Source organism: Rhodospirillales bacterium (assembly GCA_023898805.1).
Taxonomy (GTDB): domain Bacteria; phylum Pseudomonadota; class Alphaproteobacteria; order Micavibrionales; family UBA1664; genus UBA6145.
Genome location: CP060260.1, coordinates 877,682 through 895,818 on the forward strand (window position 1 = coordinate 877,682; position 18,137 = coordinate 895,818).

Consider the following 18,137-nt stretch of genomic DNA (forward strand, 5'->3'; position numbering starts at 1 on the left):
ATGCCAATATGGGACCATGCTTCGGAACCTGAAATTCGCGCTTTTTTTCCTCGCCCTTTCGCTGTGCGCCGCATCCGCCGCGCCTGTATGGGCGCAAGCCACCGGCACGCCACCGGCAAAGGCCAGCGTCACCGTTTCGCAGGACGATCTTAAAAAACTGATCACCACGCTGGAAAGCGACACCGCGCGCACCGAATTCATCCAGAATTTGAAGGCCCTTGAAAAAACGCAAGCCCAGCCCGGGGATATGGACGAAGGGCAAGAAACCATTGCCCCGTTGACCAAGACTCTGGGCGTCGACAACTTTACAAACAAACTGATCGACCGGTATCAGAATTTCCTTGCGCGCAACAACCTCAAGGGCTCGACCGTCGGACGGATCGGCCTCTCGCTGCTGACCGCGCTTTTGGGGGTCGGATTGGTCTTTTTCTTCCGGCGCGGCGCGACCAAGGCCTTGTACTGGACCGACCGCGCGGTCAAATGGCTGGACATGCCGGCGGCGCGCCTGCGTTTTTACGCGCGCGTTCTGCGCTTTGTCGTCACCATCGGCCTGCTGGGGCTGATGCTTTACAGCCTGATGCTGATCTGGGGAGTTGAATCCGATTACAACCCGTTTGAAAGCGAATGGTTCCGTCACAGTATCGGCATGATCATCAACGTTGGCTTCGTCATCGCGCTGGCCACCATCGTCTGGGAAATCCTCAACGCCATCCTGCATTTGACCTTCGTACGCCTGGATGGCGCGAATTCCAGCCGCGTTTCCACCATCCTGCCGATCGTGCGCAACATTGCTTTCATGGCGTTCGCGCTTGTCTTTTTCCTGATGCTGCTTTCCGAAATCGGCATCAATATCCTGCCCTTGCTGGCCGGCGCAGGCATCGTCGGCGTTGCCATCGGCTTCGGCGCACAGACGATGGTCAAGGATTTCCTCTCCGGTTTCACCCTGATCCTCGAAGACGTGATGCGCGTGGGCGATGTCGTCAGTATAGGCGGCCATAGCGGCGTGATCGAAAAAATTACGCTACGCAAGATCCAGCTGCGCGATTACGACGGCGCCGTCTATACCGTGCCCTACAGCGCGATTACGACCGTGACCAACCGCACCAAGGATTTCGGCATGTACGTGTTTGAAATGGGCGTAGCCTATAAGGAGGATACGGACCGCGTGGTCGAGGTGATGCGCACGGTATCCGCAGAATTGCGGGCCGACCCGGCCTTTCGTGACCGGATTCTCGACGATCTGGAAATCGCGGGCGTCGACCGCTTTGCCGATTCCTCGGTCGTCATCAAGGCGCGCATCAAGACCCTGCCGATCCAGCAATGGAACATCGGGCGCGAATTCAACCGCCGCATGAAAAAAGCCTTCGATCAGGCGGGGATCGAGATACCGTTCCCGCAACAGGTCACCTGGAACATGAATCCGCCGGTGACGGTGGTGCAGGAACGCCGTATCCACGAAGATAAAGCCAAATCCTGACTTTAGCGTTTGCGGAATTCGCCCCGGCCGCTGGCCCAGTGCGCAGCGTGGGAATCGATCCAGCCGCGCGCGCCTTCGTCGCGGTTGAGCCACGCATCCCACCACGCATGCGCCGCGATGCAGATCATGTCCTGATGCGCCTCGATCCCGTCATAGGCTTCAAGCTGCCCGCGCGACCCGTTGAACACCATGTGGTCCCCACCCTCCAGCACGAACAGATACTGGTCGACGTCGCCCGCACCCGTGAACACCTCGACCCGCCGCTCCATGCCGAACCCTTCGACCGGGCTTAAATCCTCGGTCCCGGTGATGTGCAAAAGCGGCCGCTTGATCGACTGGTATACGTTTTCCCCGCCAAGCTGGTGCCGGAACGCAGGCACGGGACTGTATAATACACCTGCCAGAAACCGCCCGTCGCTGAGGTCTTCGGGCACCTCGCGCCCCGCCAGTTGGCCGCAGATCACCTGCGTGGTCAGCGCGCCGAAAGAATGGCCGGACATACCCAGCCGCGAAAAATCCATGCGCCCGCGGTAAAAATCATCCCGCGCATTCATCTCCATCAGCCGGTCGAGCGCGAACGGCACGTCCAGATAACGGTTGCGGACCGTTTCCCACGGGATATGCGCGTTGCGGATATTGTCCCATGGATGTCCCGGCATCCCGCGCCACAGACTGTCGTCCGTGCCGTCGTGCTGGATATGGATGTGCAAAAACCCGTGACTGGCCAGATACCGGCCCAGATACCCCGCCCCGTCGCGCGTGCCGCCCAGCCCATGCGACCAAATTACGACCGGATAAGGCCCGGAATCGAGCGTTTCAGGCCGGTAGATTTTATAAGGCACCGTGCGCCCGCGCGCGGCGTCAACCCATTCGCCCTTGTCGATGCGCACATCCAGCGGGCCGCGCGCGGCCTCGGTTTCAATTGTCCAGTGAACGGCCATTATTTCTTGCGGAACTGGTCAAGGCTCACCACCTCGCCCGATTTCTGCGCGGCGTCCTTGTCCGCCTTTTCGCCTTTTTCGGCCTTGGGCTTTTTGCCTTTTGGCTTGTCGCCGTCGCCTTCCGCGCCTTCCAGCGGCTGGAACTGCAACGCGAAATTAACCGATGGATCGGCAAAGATGGTGATCGCGGGCAGCGGGATTTCCAGCCGCTCCGGCACGTTGTTGAACGACAGCGTCACCCGCATCATCTCGTCGTCGACCTCAAGATCGTAAAACTGGTACTGCAGCACGATGGTCATTTCGCCGGGATAGCGTTCGCTCAGGTAATCCGGAATCTTCACCCCATCATGCTCGGTCAGGAAGGTGATGTAAAAATGGTGGTCGCCCGAAAGCCCGTCGCGGATGACCTCGCGTACCGCCTCGCGTACCACGCCGCGCAGCGCCCGTTCGACCATCCGGTCGTAGCGCAGGATTTCGTCGTCTTTCTTGGAAGCCATCTGTTTCGTCTTTTTGCTGTGCGAATCTTTTTCCTAACCTACCAAACAACGCCCGCGCGTCAAACCGCTTGCGCACGGACGTCTTCAAAAAATGCTTATGAAAACGCTTTATACCTTGTCGGAACGCGGGCCATCCCCTAGCTTGAGGCCATGTTCCTTTGGCCTTCCATCGCCGTCTGCATCCTGTTTTTTTTCGGTTTTCTGCTCGTCGCATGGCTGTGCGCGATCGACCTGAAACTTCGCCTTCTGCCCGACGAACTGGTGTTCGCGCTGGCGGTGTGCGGCGTTCTTTTCCGCTGGGCCGCCTGGCCTTATGTCGGCCCGTGGTGGGACGCGGCGGCGGGTGCGGCGGCGGGTGCGGGCGCGCTAGGCCTGATCCGGCTGGTGGCGAACCGCATCTACGGCTTTGAAACGATGGGACTGGGCGACATCAAGCTGATCGGCGCGGCGGGTATCTGGCTTGGCCTCGAAGGCGCGATCGAGGCGCTGTGCGCGGGCGCGATGATGGGTCTGCTGCACGGCATCGCCCTGCTGGTCTGGCAACGATGCCGCAACGGCAAATCCGACTCTTTCCGCGAAATGACCATTCCCGCAGGGCCCGGCTTCTGCGCGGGCGCGGTGCTGGTCGCCGTCATCCGCTTCGCCCCCGCCCTGCCCCTGTTCGCGACGGGGGCGGGATGACCGGGGCGAACGGGCCGCTTAAGAACATCAGGGTGGTCGACCTGACCCGCGTGCTGGCGGGGCCTGTCTGCACCCAGATGCTTGGCGACCTCGGCGCCGACGTAATCAAGATCGAACGCCCGCCGGAAGGCGACGACACCCGCGCCTGGGGGCCGCCTTTTCTTAAAGACGGCGAAGGACGGGAAACGGACGAAAGCGCCTATTATCTTTCCGCCAACCGCAACAAACGCTCGGTGGTGCTGGACCTTGCGCGCGAACAGGACCGCGAAAAACTGCACGCCCTGCTGCGCGATGCCGACGTGCTGGTTGAAAACTTCAAGGTCGGAAGTCTTGCGCGCCTTGGCTTTGGCTATGAACAGCTTAAAACCCGCTATCCCCGGCTGGTTTATGCCTCGATCACGGGCTTCGGCCAGACGGGGCCATGGGCGCAGGAACCCGGCTATGACTTCATCATTCAGGGCCTGTCCGGGTTTATGAGCGTCACCGGCGAACCCTCAGGTGGGCCGGTCAAGGCGGGGGTTGCGATCATCGACTACGTCACGGGCCTCAATACCGTGATCGGTATTCTGGCCGCCTTGCGCGCGCGCGATGAAACCGGGCGCGGCCAGCATGTCGATCTGGCGCTGCTTGATTCCGCCCTCGCGATGCTCACCAATATCGCGCAATACGCGCTGACCAGCGGACAAAACCCGCCGCGCGTCGGCAACGCGCACACGACGATCGTGCCCTACAACGCCTTTCAGGCGGCGGACGGCTGGGTCATTCTGGCGGTAGGCAACGACCATCAGTTCGCACATTTTTGTGAATTCGCGGGCCGCCCCGAACTCGCGCGCGATCAACGCTTTGCGACCAACGAACAGCGCGTCATCCACCGCGAGACCCTGACTCCGATGATCGCGCAGATAATCGCCGCGCACCCGGTCAAACACTGGATGGAAGGCCTGATCGCGCGCGGCGTGCCCTGCGGGCCGGTCAATTCGATGCTTGATGCGCTCCACCTGCCGCAATTACACGCGCGCGACATGATCGTGCATATGGACCACCCTGCCGCGCCTGCGCCCATTGCGCTGGTCGGCAATCCGGTCAAACTTTCGGAAACCCCCGTCGCCTACCGCCGCGCGCCGCCGGTCATGGGTGCGGATCAGGACGGGGTTTTCAGCAACGGCGCGAAATCGGAAACGAACTGATACCCGGCGACACAAAACGCCAGCGCGAAACTGGCGTACAGGACCGATTTTTGCACGCGCGGCGAAAGCCCGCCCAACCGGTTGAGCATCAACCCCCCGGTATAACCGCCGACCAGTGCGCCCGCGGACCACGGCACCCAGATTGCCGCGACCAGATTGCCGTGCAGCCAGTGCGTCACGACCGCCGAGATGACCAAAAGAAACTCGACGAACCGCGCCTGTATCTTGACGAAGGCGATATCCGCATCGTCCGGGAATTTCAGCCGCAACAACGCCAGCAACAAGACCCCGATGCCCGCGCCGAACAACCCCGCATAAATCCCGATCAAGAACGCGGCGGCATGAAAGGTTTTTTCGCTGATAAAAGGCGCAAGCCGCGGCGCCCAAACCGCCAGCATGATCGACACGACAACGGCGGGGAACAGCCATATCTGGCTTAACTGCGCGATCGCCGACGCGCCGATGACGGTGCCAACCAGTGCCAGCGTGGAAATTTTCAAATTCTGGCGATAGGCGATCTGCGAATGCGTCGATACGGTCGAACCGATGCTGCGGAAAAAACTGCCGGTTTTCGCGTTGCCGACGATGACGCCGAACCCGGCCTGCGGGAATAAGGCCTGCATCAGCGGAATGGTGAAAAACATCGTCCCGCCGAAAACCACCGCTGCGATTCCCAAAACGAACCCCGCCGGCACCAACAGCCAGGATTCAATTTCCCACAATCGACCCTCCGGCGAATTTCACGCGCCCGCCGACGATGGTGTATTCTGCCTTTCCGGTCAGTTTTTTGCCGTCGAAAACGCAGTTTTTGCCTTTGGAAAAACTTTCGCGCGCATCGACAACCCAACTTTTCTTGGTATCGAATATCGCGATGTCCGCATCCGCGCCGACGGAAAGCGTGCCTTTTTCGATGCGCAGGATCTTCGCGGGCTCCACCGTCATCTTGGATATGCCCTTGGCCAGCGAAATATGCCCGGCCCGGACCAGATAGCTATGCATCACCGCGAAACTGGTTTCCAACCCCGTCGACCCGAACGCGGCATGAACGAACGGCTCCAGCTTGTCCGGCTCGATATGCGGCGCGTGGTCCGTGGTGAACGCGTCTACCGTATCGTCCTTGATGCCGGCGATGACAGCGGCGATATGCTCGGCCGAACGCAGCGGCGGATACATTTTCGCGTTGGTGTTGTAGCCAAGGCATTCTTCGTCGCTCAGCGCGAAATGCTGGACCGAGACTTCGGCGGTGACGTTGCGCCGCTCGGATTTTTTTGTGGCGCGGATCGCGGCAATGGCGCCTTCCGACGAATTGTGCAGAAGATGCAGCCGCGCGCCACACAGATTGGCCAGCAAGATGTTTTTGACGACGGCCAGGTCCTCCGACGCGGCAGACGTCCCCGGCAGGCCAAGCTGCGTCGAAACCCAACCTTCGTGCATCACGCCACCGGCGGTCAGGGATTCGGTTTCGCAATGGCTCATCAACAATATGTCGCAGGTCTTGGTGTATTCCAGCGCGCGGCGCAGGATGTTTTCATCCTGCACGTCCACCCCGTCGTCGGTGACGGCGACTGCGCCGGATTTCTTCAACTCGTTGATCTCGGCCAGCATCGAGCCCTGTTGCCCGCGCGTAATCGCGCCGGTCGGGTAGACATTGACCAGATCGACCTCCCGCGCGCGCTTGAGCACGAATTCGATCACCGTCTGGTTGTCGGCGACCGGCGTCGTGTTGGGCATGGCGACGACCGAGGTCACCCCGCCCGCCAGCGCCGCGCGGGATGCCGTTTCGATCGTCTCGCGGTCCTCGCGCCCCGGCTCGCGCATATGCACCTGCAGGTCGATCAGGCCCGGTGTGACGGTAAGCCCCTTGGCATCGATGACCGTACCGGCCCCGGATTTGAGGTTCTTGCCCACGCCCGCGATTTTCCCGTCGCGCACCAGAATATCGGCCGGACCGTCCAGCCCGTTCGCAGGATCGACGACATGGCCGCCGCGGATCAGAAGATCGCCGCTCATCGCAAATGCGCCTCCTTCACGCGGCCGTCCATGCGGTTGGCCAAAAGCCACAAAAGCGCCTTGCGCACGGCCATGCCGTTTTCGACCTGTTGTAAAATATGGGACCGGTTATCAAGCGTGACCAGCGCGGAATGCACGTCGATGTCGCGGCGCACCGGCCCGGCGTGCATCAGCATCGCTTTCGGTTTCGCCAGATCGAGCCGCACCTTGCTGATGCCGTACATTTTGGAATATTCGCGCAAAGTGGGGATGAACCCGGCCGCGCCGCGCTCCTCCTGCACCCGCAGGGCATAAACCACGTCGGCGCCTTCCAGCGCGTCTTCCAGCGAGTGAAAAACCTTGAGCCCGAAATTCTCGATTCCCGCCGGAACGAAGGTTTGCGGCGCGGCGATGCGGATATCGCCCTTGAGCTTCTTTATGATGCGGATCAACGAACCAGCGACGCGCGAATGCATCACGTCGCCGACGATGGTGATCGTCTTGCCCGAAAGCGATTTCGCCTTGAAGCGGTCAAGCATGGTCAAGGCGTCGAGAAGCCCCTGCGTCGGATGTTCGTGCCAGCCGTCGCCCGCGTTGATGATCGACGCGCCGACATGCCGCGCCAGCACCTGCGCCACGCCCGATTCCTTGGTGCGCACGACGATGACCTTAAGATTATAGGAATCCAGCGTTTCGACGGTATCAAGGAAGCTTTCCCCCTTGTTGGTCGAGGAGGACGAGCCGACATTGCTGGTGTCCATCGAAAGCTGCTTGGCCGAAAGGTCGAAACTCGACATCGTGCGGGTCGAACTCTCGAAAAAGGCGTTCACCATCGAACAGCCTTTGTTGAACGCGAATTTATACGTTTCATGCGCGCGAAACGCGCGCGCGAGGTCAAGGATCAGGTCGATATCGGCTTGCGAAAGCTGGTCGATGGAATAAAGGTCGAAAAAACTGACATCCCGCCCGTCGCGGGCAGCGAGGAGGTCTTTTTCGATCCGGTCCGTCATGAGGGGGGACATTACGGCATAACGCGGGGGAAATCAAACCCCGGCGTCGGACCTGGTTTCTAGGCCGGCCTGACCAGCGCGTGTTTCTTCTTGCCGGACGAAATTTTGATCGACCCGTCCGCGCCCAGATGGTCGAGCGTGCATTTGAACGCGTCGCTTTCCACCGGGTTGTCGTTGACATAGGCGCCGCCGCCCTGGATCAGGCGCCGTGCCTCGCCGTTCGAGGCTGCGAACCCGACCTGCTTGAGCAGGTCGATCAGCGTGATCCCCGCCTCCAGCTGCGCGCGGGCGATGGTCACGCTCGGCAAATCCGCGCCCGCCGCATTGTCCTCGAAGGTCCGGCGGGCGGTTTCCTCCGCGGCTTGCGCGGCCTCGCGCCCGTGGCACAGGGCGCAGGCTTCGGTCGCAAGGATTTTCTTGGCCTCGTTGATTTCGGTCCCGCCCAACGCCTCCAGCCGCGCGATCTCGTCCAGCGGCAGAAACGTGAACAATTTCAAAAACCGGCCCACATCGGCATCCGCCGTATTGCGCCAGAATTGCCAGTAATCGTAAACCGGCAACATCGCGGCGTTCAGCCACACCGCCCCGGCGGCGGTTTTGCCCATCTTCTTGCCGTCCGCGGTGGTCAAAAGCGGCGTGGTCAGGGCATACAGCGCATATCCGTGCATCCGCCGCCCCAGTTCGACACCGTTGACGATGTTCCCCCACTGGTCGGCCCCGCCCATCTGCAAAATCGTGCCGTGCCGTTTGCACAATTCGACGAAGTCATAGCTTTGCAGGATCATGTAGTTGAATTCGATAAACGACAAAGGCTGCTCGCGCTCCAGCCGCAACTTGACCGAATCCATGGTCAGCATCCGGTTGATCGAAAAATGCCGGCCCACGTCGCGCAGGAAATCGATGTAATTCAGGGTCGCCAGCCATGAATCGTTATTCGCCATCATCGCCTGATCGGTGCCGTAATCGATGAAATTGGCGAAGACCTTCTGGATGCCCGCGATATTGTCGTTGATCGTCTGCACAGACAAAAGCTTGCGCGCCTCGTCCTTGCCCGACGGATCGCCGACCCGCGTCGTCCCGCCGCCCATCAGCGTGATCGGCCGGTGGCCGCAACGCTGGAACCACGCCAGCATCATGATCTGCACCAGATTGCCGACATGCAATGAAGGCGCGGTAGCATCGAAACCGATATAGGCGGATTGCGTTCCTTCCAGAAGGCGGTGATCCAGCCCGTTGAAATCGCTGCACTGGTGGATAAAGCCGCGCGCGTGCATGACGTTGAGGAATTCGGATTTATAGGCCATGGCCCGCCCTTTTTTCAAAAATGCATGACTTTGCCCTACGGATAGCAGAAAATCGCGCTATGGCAAAGACGCAGCGCGTTCTGGGATTGATGAGCGGCACGTCGATGGACGGCATCGACGCCGCACTGCTGCACACCGACGGCATCGCGGCGGGCGAGGTGCTGGCCCGCGCCTTCACCCCCTACCCCGAAACCGTCCGCGCGGCGATCCGCGCCGTGCTGGGCAGGCCCCCGGAAAACGAGGCCGCCGCGATAGCCCAAACCCTCGTGACCGACTGGCATATAAACGCAGTCCGCGATTTCGGGCATGCCGGACAAATCGACCTGATTGCCTTTCACGGCCAGACCGTGTTCCACGACCCCGCCAACGCCCGCACATGGCAGATCGGCGACGGCCCGCGCCTTGCCGCCGCCACGGGCCTTCCGGTCATGTACGATTTTCGTTCGAACGACATGCGCCACGGGGGTCAGGGCGCACCGCTTCTGCCGCTGTACCACCGCGCGCTGGTGCGCAAGGCGGAGCTGGAGGAACCGGCCGCCGTCCTCAACCTAGGCGGCGTCGCCAACATCACCTGGATTGATGGCGAGGCGATTTACGCCTGCGACACCGGCCCGGCCAGCGCCCTGATCGACGACTGGATGCGGCGCGCGACCGGGGAATCGATGGACCGGAACGGCGAAACGGCCCTCAAGGGCGCGCCCGATCGCGCCCGCATCCAGAAATGGCTGGAAAACCCTTATTTCGCGCGCACCCTGCCCAAATCCCTCGACCGCGACGCCTTTGCATCCTGCCGCGTTGATGACCTTTCGCCCGAGGACGGCGCGGCCACGCTCGCCGCCTTCACGGTGGCCGGGGTTTTCGCGGCGCTCGACCGCCTGCCCGGCCCGACCCGGCGGTTGCTCGTCTGCGGCGGCGGACGACACAACGCGGCCATCATGCGCGGCCTCGAAACCCGTCTGCCGGTGACCGACGCCGATACGCTGGGTTGGTCCGGCGATTTCATCGAGGCCGAAGGCTTCGCCTACCTCGCCGCCCGCGCCCGCGCGGGCCTGCCGCTGACCCTGCCCACCACCACCGGGTGCCTGCAACCCGTTAGTGGCGGAATCCTCGTCGAACCTGATACCATAGCCGCCTCATGACCCTGCCGACCGACGACCGCTTCGTCTACCAGACCAACCTGCTGAATACGGCGGGCGGCATCGACATCGACGTCGTCCCGGCATGGACCGATTATACCGGCGCGGGCGTCAGCATCGCCTTGATTGACGATGGCTTCGACCTTGCCCACCCTGACCTCGCGGGCCGGTTCGACCTTGCGGCCAGTTACGATTTCGCCGGGTCCGACCCGCTGCCGCAGGCGGAAACCGGCGACGACCACGGCACCGCCATTGCCGGTATCGCGGCCGCCGCGCGCAACGGCGTGGGCATTGTCGGCGTCGCCTATGACGCGACGCTCGTGGGCCTGCGCGTCAGCTTTACCGCCGACGATTCCACCGACCAGTTCACCGCCGCGATGACGCACATGGTGGATAACGACATCGCCAGCAATTCCTGGGGCTATGCCGGGGCCTTTGCCGACAATTACGCCGATGGGTGGCTGGACGGCCAGCGCGCGGCGATCGAGGACGCCGCCTTCAACGGGCGCGGCGGGTTGGGCACCGTCATCCTGTTCGCCGCCGGAAACGGCGGCAACAGCGCGGACCGCGTTGATTACCACAGTGTCACCGCCGACCCGCACGTCATCGCTGTGGGCGCGATGACCGCCACCGGCGCCGCCGCGTCTTTCAGCAACCCCGGCGCGGCACTGCTCGTTTCCGCCCCCGGGCAAAGCATCCCGACCGACGACGTATCCGGCGCGGGCGGCTATTTCCCGGGCGATTACGTCAGCCTTTCCGGCACCTCCGCCGCGACGCCGGAGGTTTCGGGAATCGTCGCCCTGATGCTGGAGGCGAACCCGAATCTCGGCTACCGCGACGTGCAGGAAATCCTCGCCTATTCCGCCCGCGCGACCGGCGCGGTCAGCGACTGGCAGACCAACGGCGCAGACAACTGGAACGGCACCGGCCTTCATTTTTCGCACAGCGTCGGCTTCGGACTGGTCGATGCCCTTGCCGCCGTACGCCTTGCCGAAACATGGACCACGACACATACGGAGGCCAATCTTCGTACCATCGACCAGACGTACACCGGCCCGGCCGTGCCGATCCCGGACGGAACGGGCCGCATTGATTCAACCATCACAATTTCCGGCGATTTGATTCTCGATCATGTGCAGGTAAGCGTCGACATCACCCACGCCGCCGCCGCGCAACTTGACATCGCCTTGATCTCGCCCTCAGGCACGCGCTCGATATTGATGAGCGCGGCGCCCGTGACCGGCGCAATGTCGGAATTCACCTTTACCACCGTCGCCGACTGGGGCGAGCATGCCACGGGCGTTTGGACGCTGGAGGTCGCGGACCACACCGCCGGCACGGCGGGAATCCTGAACGGCTGGTCGATTAATCTTCAGGGCGATGCCGCAACCAACAATAATCTATATGTTTATACTGACGAAAACACCAACCCGATTGCGGTAACCGATTCCAACGGCGGCACCGACACGATCAACGCGGCCGCGATCTCGCACGCGCTGACGCTCGACCTTGCCGCGCGCACCGGCATCGAAAACCTCGACACCGGCGACGGCAACGACACGGTATACGGCTCCGCGCTCGACAACGTCATCGACACCGGGCGCGGCAACGACACGATCTACGCTTCGGTGGGTTCGGACACCATCGACGGCGGCGCGGGAACAGACACGTACATCACCGAATCCGTATTCAACCACAATGTCGCGGTCGATGCGGACGGCACCGTCACCCTGACCAGTCTTGATACCGGCATCGCCACCCATCTTTTAAACATCGAAAACTTTGTTTTCGCGGGTGTTTCCTACGACCTGCCCTCTCTGGCCGCCGCCTCGCGCAGCGGCGATCTGGTCGACGTCATCTATTTCATCCACGGCGCGGCGGGCATCGCGGGAATGCATTCCGATACGCTTGGCCACACCGCCTACGAGGCCGGAACGCTGGGCGTCGGCGGCACCGGCACCGTGCTGCTGGCCGACCGCGAGGGCAACCACCTGACCCTGACCAACAATGCGGGACAGGATCTTTCGGGCCTTTCCATGCGCATGGACGACGGTCTGGCGGTGACGTTGCACGGATTTATCGAAGTCACCGTAATCGCCGACGGCACCAGCGCGACCAGCGTCGATATCGGCGGCGGACAGCAGGGGTTCATCCAGACCGGCGCGGGCGGCGACACGGTCAATTTTCTGGGCTTTCTGATCGACCCGCACATCCCCGCGCAGGATCGCACCCTGACCGCCAACACCAATGACGGAAACGACCGCGTCACCGTCACCGATCGTTCGGGTTATATCGCCTATGACATCGACCTTGGTTCGGGCGACGACACGTTCACCGCCATCGGCACGCCCGGCGGCACGGTCCACGGCGGCGACGGTGCCGATACCTTTGCCTTTGGCGCGGGCGCGCAAAATGCGGTGATCGACGATTTCAACCCGCTGCTCGACCATCTCGACCTTTCAGCCCTGACCGCCGCGCATCAAGGCGCGATAGACGGTTTCCTGACCCTGACCACCAGCCAGAACGCGACCACGGTATCGGTCGGCGGCACGAACGTCGCGACGCTTGCGGGCACGGTCCTCGACCAGACCTTGCAGCATTACCTCGACACCGGCGTGGTCATTGTCGATTGAGATGGATTTTACCAATCCCTCATGAAAAACCTTGACGCATCCCCTCTTGCACTGCTTCTCCAAGGCTGAACGGATGCCCAGAATGCGTACGTCTGAGATTATGGATGCTTTAGAGTATGATTTTTACGTGAGCGATAGGTTAAATTCATACAGAGTCGCGCCACGCTTTATGCAGGTAATCAAAAAATGGGGCTATTCCAGAAATTAGCAGCAGAGATCGACAAGAACTATGCGGTACTTGGCCATCAAAGTTGCTGGACGTTTTTGTATACGCCTCAAGAAACCTTCCGCACCAATCAAAAACTCGCTTTCATCGGCTTAAATCCCGGAGGCGCCGCCGATCAAAATTATAAAAATTTAATTTCCTGCGAGGATGGAAACGCATATCTCGTATCTGACTGGGAGAACGGATACCCACCAAGAAACAGCCCCCTACAATTACAGATCCAAGCACTTTACAAAGGAATTGCCAGCCATCGCCCACAAGAAGATTACGAAAAAATGATGAATGATTCGCTGGCCATGAATTTCATTCCCTATAGATCTCAAAGCTTTGCAAAACTCAAAAACAAGAACGAAACACTAAAATTTTGCCAAGGACTTTTGGAGGAAAGCTTAGAATACACTCAGCCGCAAGTAACAATCACCATGGATAAACTTGCATACGCTGCCGTGATAAAGGCGTTTAAAAAACTTTATCCAGACACCGAGATACAAACCGAGCACGAACAAATAGGTTGGGGAAAAGTCGAATATGAAATCACCACGCTTTTGGATGCTCAGAAAAGACTTATAGTCAGGATACCGCACCTTTCTCGCTACAAAATCTTTAACTGTGAGAAATGCAAACCACAGATAAAAAGAATTACAAAAATCATCTCGGACAGCATCTCCAGAAACTGTCGCTAAAATTCGAATAAACTGAAAAGCTATGTCCAATGATTAGGGCCCGGACCCTACATTACGCCTTGCGGCTCCAGCCGCTCGCATCCTGCTGCCAATACGACAATTCATGCCCGGCATCCTTGTAGCCGCGCCACAGACTGCGCGCGCCCTCGACCTGCGCCGCGTCATTCCCGTCCAGCATGAGGCAGCAAAGCGTGTACGCCTCAATTTCATCCGGCGTACACCCTACGCCGAGGATCAGGGTTTTTGCGCCGTTGGGGTTGTCGTTCTCGGTGCTCAGCCATACCGGCTGACGATCCGCCGCCCCGTCCGCCGCAGAACCGTGTGGCAGGAACGCATCGGCCTTGAAAGTCCAAAGCGCGTTGTTCATCGCCTCGACCCGTGCGGCGTCCGGCAGGCGCACAACCACGCGCTGTCCGGCCTGCCACGCCTTGAACGCGAGCAGGGGTAGGGCATCCTCCTCCCGGCTGCGTTGCAGATGGTAAAAACGGATCTCGGTCACGCGCTTGATCCCCTTACGCGTCCTGCGCCCACTGCGAAAGCAGCCGCACGCCGAACCCCGTGGCTCCGCGCGGGCACAAAGGTGCGTCGGCACGCGCGACCATAACCGGCGCCATGTCCACATGCGCCCATTTGACGCCTTTTTCGACGAAACGCTGCAAAAACGCCGCGGCGGTGCATGACCCGCCGTAACGCGTTGCCGCCGCGTTTTTCATGTCCGCGATGTTGGAATCCATAGCCCGGTCGAATGCCTTATCCAGCGGCATGCGCCATACACGGTCGCCGGTCTGGTGCGAAGCCGCCTCCAGCGCGTCGCGCATCACATCGTCGTTGGAAAACAGGCCCGCGAACTCCTCGCCCAGCGCGACCATCGCGGCCCCGGTCAGGGTCGCAATATCGACCATGGCGCGCGGCTTGTACGTCTTTTGTACGTGCCACATCGCATCGCACAGCACCAGCCGCCCCTCGGCATCGGTGTTCGTAACCTCGATCGTCTGGCCGGACAGGCTTTTCAGGATGTCGGAAGGCCTGTACCCGTCGTCCGAGATCATGTTTTCGGCCAGCGCCAGCGCCGCGACCACATGCACCTTGGCGCGCGATGCAGCCAGCGCCAGCATCGCCCCGGCGACCGCCGCCGCGCCCGCCATGTCGCATTTCATTTCCAGCATCCCGTCGCTGGGTTTGATCGAATACCCGCCCGTGTCGAAGGTGATGCCCTTGCCGACCAGCGCTACCGGCGCGCCTTTGACGCCAGCGCCCTTATATTCCATGACCACAAGGCGCGGCTTGTGCGCGCTTGCGCGGCCAACGGCCAGCATCGCGCCGAACCCTTTTTTCGCCAGCTGCTTTTCGTCCAGAACCGTGACCTTGACGCCCAGCGGCCGCAATTTGCCCACGACCCGCCGCGCAAAACTTTCGGGATAGATGACATTGGCCGGTTCGTTGACAAGGTCGCGCGCGAAATGCACCGCCGCCGCGCTCTTGGCCATCGGAGCGTACGCCCGCTGTGCAACCGCCCCGGCACCGAATGTGACGCTGTCGGGTAGATGCTGGTCCTTGTTTTTGGTCTGGTAGGCCCGGAATTCATACCCCCGCAGCGCCGCCCCCGATGCCAGCGCCGCGATCTCGTCGGCCCCGGTTGCCCCGGCCTGCGAAAAATCGACGAAGATATCCCGCACCGGCAATTGCATCGCCGCGCCCAAAATCCTGCCGCCCGCGATTTCCAGCGCCAGCGCCGTGCGCGCCTTGCGCGGGCCAAGACCGCAAAGCCCGACCCGCCCGGTCTTCGCCCCGGGCACTACCGCGGTGACGATCGCGCCGCCCTCGCCCTTGAAATCCGGGTTGGCCTTAAGAATCGCGCGGATCGCCGCCGCGTGCGGGCCGGCGGCCTTGCGTGCCTCCCCCTCGCATACCGCGATCAGGTAAAGGTCCGTGTCTTTGGCAGGTTTAGGTGAAAAGCCGATCTTCATATCCATCCCTCAAGCGTGTATGGTCCCGTGCGAAAGGATATAACCCTGACGGGCGGGGTCAATGTTTCAGATTTACGACCGCTATATATTGCGCCAGTTGATGCTTGCGACGCTGATCGTCGCGGGCGGACTGTCCATGATCATCCTGCTTACCCAGTCGCTCAAGCTGATCGAACTGGTGTTGGAATCGAACGCCTCGGCCCAATCCTTCCTGATCATGATGGCTCTGTCCCTGCCGCGCTTTTTTGAATCCGTGCTGCCGGCCGCGGTGCTGATCGCAACTCTGTTCGTCTTTCACCGCCTTGCGATGGACTCGGAACTGGTGGTGCTGCGCGCGGCGGGCACGTCCCCCCTGCGGCTGGCCAGACCGGTGTTGACGGGCACAGGCCTGCTCATCGCGGGGTTGCTTGTCCTTTCCCTCTGGGTTTCGCCGATCGGCATTGCCAAGGTTCAAAACCTGCGTAAGGAAATCCGGGCCCAGTACGCGCACCTGATGTTCCGCGAGGGGATCTTCAACACCGTTGGCCCCAACCTGACCGCCTATGTCAACAAGCGCGCGCCCGATGGCCGCCTGGTCGGCCTGATGGTCCATGACACCCGCACGGTGGCGAATGGCGGTCCGGCGGTGACCATCGTCGCGCGATCTGGCAACATCGTCACTGAAAAAAAAGGACAAAAGATCATCGTCTACGATGGCTCGCGTCAGGAGCTCAATCCGCGCACCGACAAATTTTCTCGGCTCGACTTCTCGCAATATACCCTCGACATGCCAGATGAAACCGGCACCATCGACGAGCGTTGGCGCGAACCCGATGAGCGTACGCTTGGCCAGTTGATCGGCCCGGTTTCGCTGGCGGATTCCTCGCCCGACGACAGGCTTCAGTTCCGGGCCGAGTTGAACCGCCGCTTTTCTACTCCGGTTTTGATGCTTGCCTTCGCGCTCATGAGCGCCACCGCCCTGTTGCTCGGCCCTTTTCGCCGCGGCGGACAGATGCCATTGATCGGCGCCGCCGCCGTGTTCGCGCTGACTTTGCAGGGGGCTTATCTAGTCTGCTTTTCGCTGGCCAAGAAAACCTTGCTTGGCTGCGTGTTGATGTACGTCGTGGCGGGCTTGCCGGTGCTGATCGCCCTGTTTTTCCTGACCCCGCCCGGAGAACGCATCATCGCGCAAGCCGCGCGGCTTTGGCACCGTCTGCTGCATCATGACCTGCCGCGCCGGAGGGATGTATGAAGATTCTGGGCACCAACCGCCTGCTTTCACGCTACCTGACGATGATCTTTTTGCGCATGTTCGCGCTGATGCTCGGCGGGTTGCTGGCGATCGTCTATCTTTTCGACACGCTTGAACTGCTGCGTCGCGCCGATGGGCGCGGCGATGTCGGCCTCGGCCTGCTGATGAAGATGGGCCTTTATAAATTGCCGGAAGTCGGCCAGATGCTGCTGCCCTTCGCGATATTGTTCGCGGCGATGGCATCGTTCTGGTGGCTTGCCCGCAGGCATGAGCTGACCGCCATGCGCGCGGCAGGATATTCGGCATGGCAGTTCGTGGCCCCCCTGGTGACCGCGGCGATGGCGATCGGGTTCATCCACATCATGCTGATCCACCCGCTGACCGCCCGCGCGATCCAGCATTATCAAGGCCTTGAAGCCGAGTATCTGGGCCAGCACCGTAAACTGGTCACCGTTTCGCAACAGGGTCTGTGGTTGCGCGAGGCGGATTCAGGCGGCGAGGTTATCATTCACGCCGACAGCGTGGCCTTGGGCGACTGGACGCTCAAAGGCGTAACGGCGCTGTTTTACGACGAAGTGGGCGACTTCACCCGCCGCCTTGACGCGCAATCGGCCCTCCTCCAGCCCGGTCGCTGGGTCTTCCACAACGCCACGATCCGCGAAACGGGCACTCCTGCCCAGTTCTACCCAGCCTATACATTGGCCACCGAACTGACTCTGGCGGACATTCAGGAAAGCTTTTCCGACCCCGACACCATCTCGTTCTGGCAATTGCCGGCCTTCATTCACACACTTAAGGACACCGGCCTAGAAACCGCGCCAATGGAGGTTTATTACCAATCCCTGCTGGCCCAGCCGTTGTTGCTGGCCGCGATGATCCTGCTGGCCGCCACCGTCTCGTTGCGCCCGCCACGTTTCCAGCGCGCCTTGTTCATGGTCCTAACCGGCATGACGTCGGGGTTCGTCGTTTTTTTCATGTCGTCATTCCTGCGCGCATTGGGCGGTTCGCACCAGCTTCCGGTCGTGCTGGCGGCATGGTCGACGGGGGTGATCGTCCTGCTAGGTTCCGTAACATGGCTCCTGAATACGGAAGACGGGTAAAAACCATGGAATGCGTCGACATCCCCCGTTGACGCACCTTGTGGAATTGTTAATCTGAAGCTGGATCATTTTAAG

At 61.1% G+C, this 18,137-nt stretch carries 16 protein-coding genes; 8 read left to right on the forward strand and 8 right to left on the reverse strand.

Annotation, left to right across the window (positions count from 1 at the left end; genetic code table 11):
• The first annotated feature begins 16 nt into the window (after positions 1 to 16).
• Complete coding sequence (locus H6866_04405) at positions 17 to 1,477, forward strand: mechanosensitive ion channel (GenBank protein ID USO08456.1); 1,461 nt, start codon at positions 17 to 19, stop codon at positions 1,475 to 1,477.
• Between the two features lie 2 nt (positions 1,478 to 1,479).
• Here the strand turns inward: H6866_04405 and H6866_04410 are convergent, their stop codons facing one another.
• The gene (locus H6866_04410; protein USO08457.1) at positions 1,480 to 2,418 is read right to left on the reverse strand and encodes a hypothetical protein; all 939 of its coding nucleotides are present in this window, start codon (positions 2,416 to 2,418) and stop codon (positions 1,480 to 1,482) included.
• Positions 2,418 to 2,873 carry a hypothetical protein gene (locus tag H6866_04415; GenBank protein ID USO08590.1) on the reverse strand — a complete coding sequence of 152 codons (456 nt, stop codon included), beginning with the start codon at positions 2,871 to 2,873 and terminating at the stop codon, positions 2,418 to 2,420. The genes H6866_04410 and H6866_04415 overlap by 1 nt, the downstream gene beginning before the upstream one ends.
• Before the next feature lie 192 nt (positions 2,874 to 3,065).
• Here H6866_04415 and H6866_04420 point away from each other — a divergent pair, with 192 nt between their 5' ends.
• A complete protein-coding gene (locus tag H6866_04420) occupies positions 3,066 to 3,596 on the forward strand; it encodes a prepilin peptidase (protein ID USO08458.1) in 531 nt (176 codons plus the stop codon).
• Entirely contained in the window at positions 3,593 to 4,783 is a 1,191-nt protein-coding gene (locus tag H6866_04425) for a CoA transferase (protein ID USO08459.1), read from the forward strand. Before H6866_04420 ends, H6866_04425 begins: the two co-directional genes overlap by 4 nt.
• Here the strand turns inward: H6866_04425 and H6866_04430 are convergent.
• Genes H6866_04430 through H6866_04445 form a run of 4 tightly spaced genes read right to left on the reverse strand, consistent with a single transcriptional unit; the run spans position 4,738 to position 9,086 of the window.
• Positions 4,738 to 5,505 (reverse strand): TSUP family transporter, encoded by a 768-nt coding sequence (locus H6866_04430; protein USO08460.1) that lies wholly within the window; start codon positions 5,503 to 5,505, stop codon positions 4,738 to 4,740. The genes H6866_04425 and H6866_04430 overlap by 46 nt on opposite strands.
• Positions 5,492 to 6,793, reverse strand: a complete 1,302-nt coding sequence (locus tag H6866_04435) for a dihydroorotase (protein ID USO08461.1) — start codon at positions 6,791 to 6,793, stop codon at positions 5,492 to 5,494. Before H6866_04435 ends, H6866_04430 begins: the two co-directional genes overlap by 14 nt.
• Complete coding sequence (locus tag H6866_04440; GenBank protein ID USO08462.1) at positions 6,790 to 7,782, reverse strand: aspartate carbamoyltransferase catalytic subunit; 993 nt, start codon at positions 7,780 to 7,782, stop codon at positions 6,790 to 6,792. Before H6866_04440 ends, H6866_04435 begins: the two co-directional genes overlap by 4 nt.
• A gap of 59 nt (positions 7,783 to 7,841) precedes the next feature.
• Entirely contained in the window at positions 7,842 to 9,086 is a 1,245-nt protein-coding gene (locus tag H6866_04445; GenBank protein ID USO08463.1) for a tyrosine--tRNA ligase, read from the reverse strand.
• A gap of 59 nt (positions 9,087 to 9,145) precedes the next feature.
• Between H6866_04445 and H6866_04450 the strand changes: the two genes are divergently transcribed.
• From H6866_04450 to H6866_04460, 3 genes are all read left to right on the forward strand, one after another.
• Positions 9,146 to 10,225, forward strand: a complete 1,080-nt coding sequence (locus H6866_04450; protein USO08464.1) for an anhydro-N-acetylmuramic acid kinase — start codon at positions 9,146 to 9,148, stop codon at positions 10,223 to 10,225.
• A complete protein-coding gene (locus tag H6866_04455; protein USO08465.1) occupies positions 10,222 to 12,855 on the forward strand; it encodes a S8 family serine peptidase in 2,634 nt (877 codons plus the stop codon). The genes H6866_04450 and H6866_04455 overlap by 4 nt, the downstream gene beginning before the upstream one ends.
• A 186-nt stretch (positions 12,856 to 13,041) precedes the next feature.
• Positions 13,042 to 13,764 carry a hypothetical protein gene (locus H6866_04460; GenBank protein ID USO08466.1) on the forward strand — a complete coding sequence of 241 codons (723 nt, stop codon included), beginning with the start codon at positions 13,042 to 13,044 and terminating at the stop codon, positions 13,762 to 13,764.
• A gap of 52 nt (positions 13,765 to 13,816) precedes the next feature.
• On the opposite strand, the gene H6866_04465 is transcribed toward H6866_04460, so the two are convergent.
• Positions 13,817 to 14,263: a DNA polymerase III subunit chi gene (locus tag H6866_04465; GenBank protein ID USO08467.1), complete on the reverse strand. Its 447-nt coding sequence runs from the start codon at positions 14,261 to 14,263 to the stop codon at positions 13,817 to 13,819.
• A 13-nt stretch (positions 14,264 to 14,276) separates the two neighbouring features.
• Positions 14,277 to 15,737 (reverse strand): leucyl aminopeptidase, encoded by a 1,461-nt coding sequence (locus H6866_04470; protein USO08468.1) that lies wholly within the window; start codon positions 15,735 to 15,737, stop codon positions 14,277 to 14,279.
• 55 nt (positions 15,738 to 15,792) lie between these two features.
• Between H6866_04470 and H6866_04475 the strand changes: the two genes are divergently transcribed.
• Positions 15,793 to 16,962, forward strand: coding sequence for an LptF/LptG family permease (locus H6866_04475; GenBank protein USO08469.1), 1,170 nt, complete (start codon positions 15,793 to 15,795; stop codon positions 16,960 to 16,962).
• On the forward strand, positions 16,959 to 18,062 hold the full coding sequence (gene lptG / locus H6866_04480) for an LPS export ABC transporter permease LptG (protein USO08470.1): 1,104 nt from the start codon (positions 16,959 to 16,961) through the stop codon (positions 18,060 to 18,062). Before H6866_04475 ends, lptG begins: the two co-directional genes overlap by 4 nt.
• Positions 18,063 to 18,137: the final 75 nt, after the last annotated feature.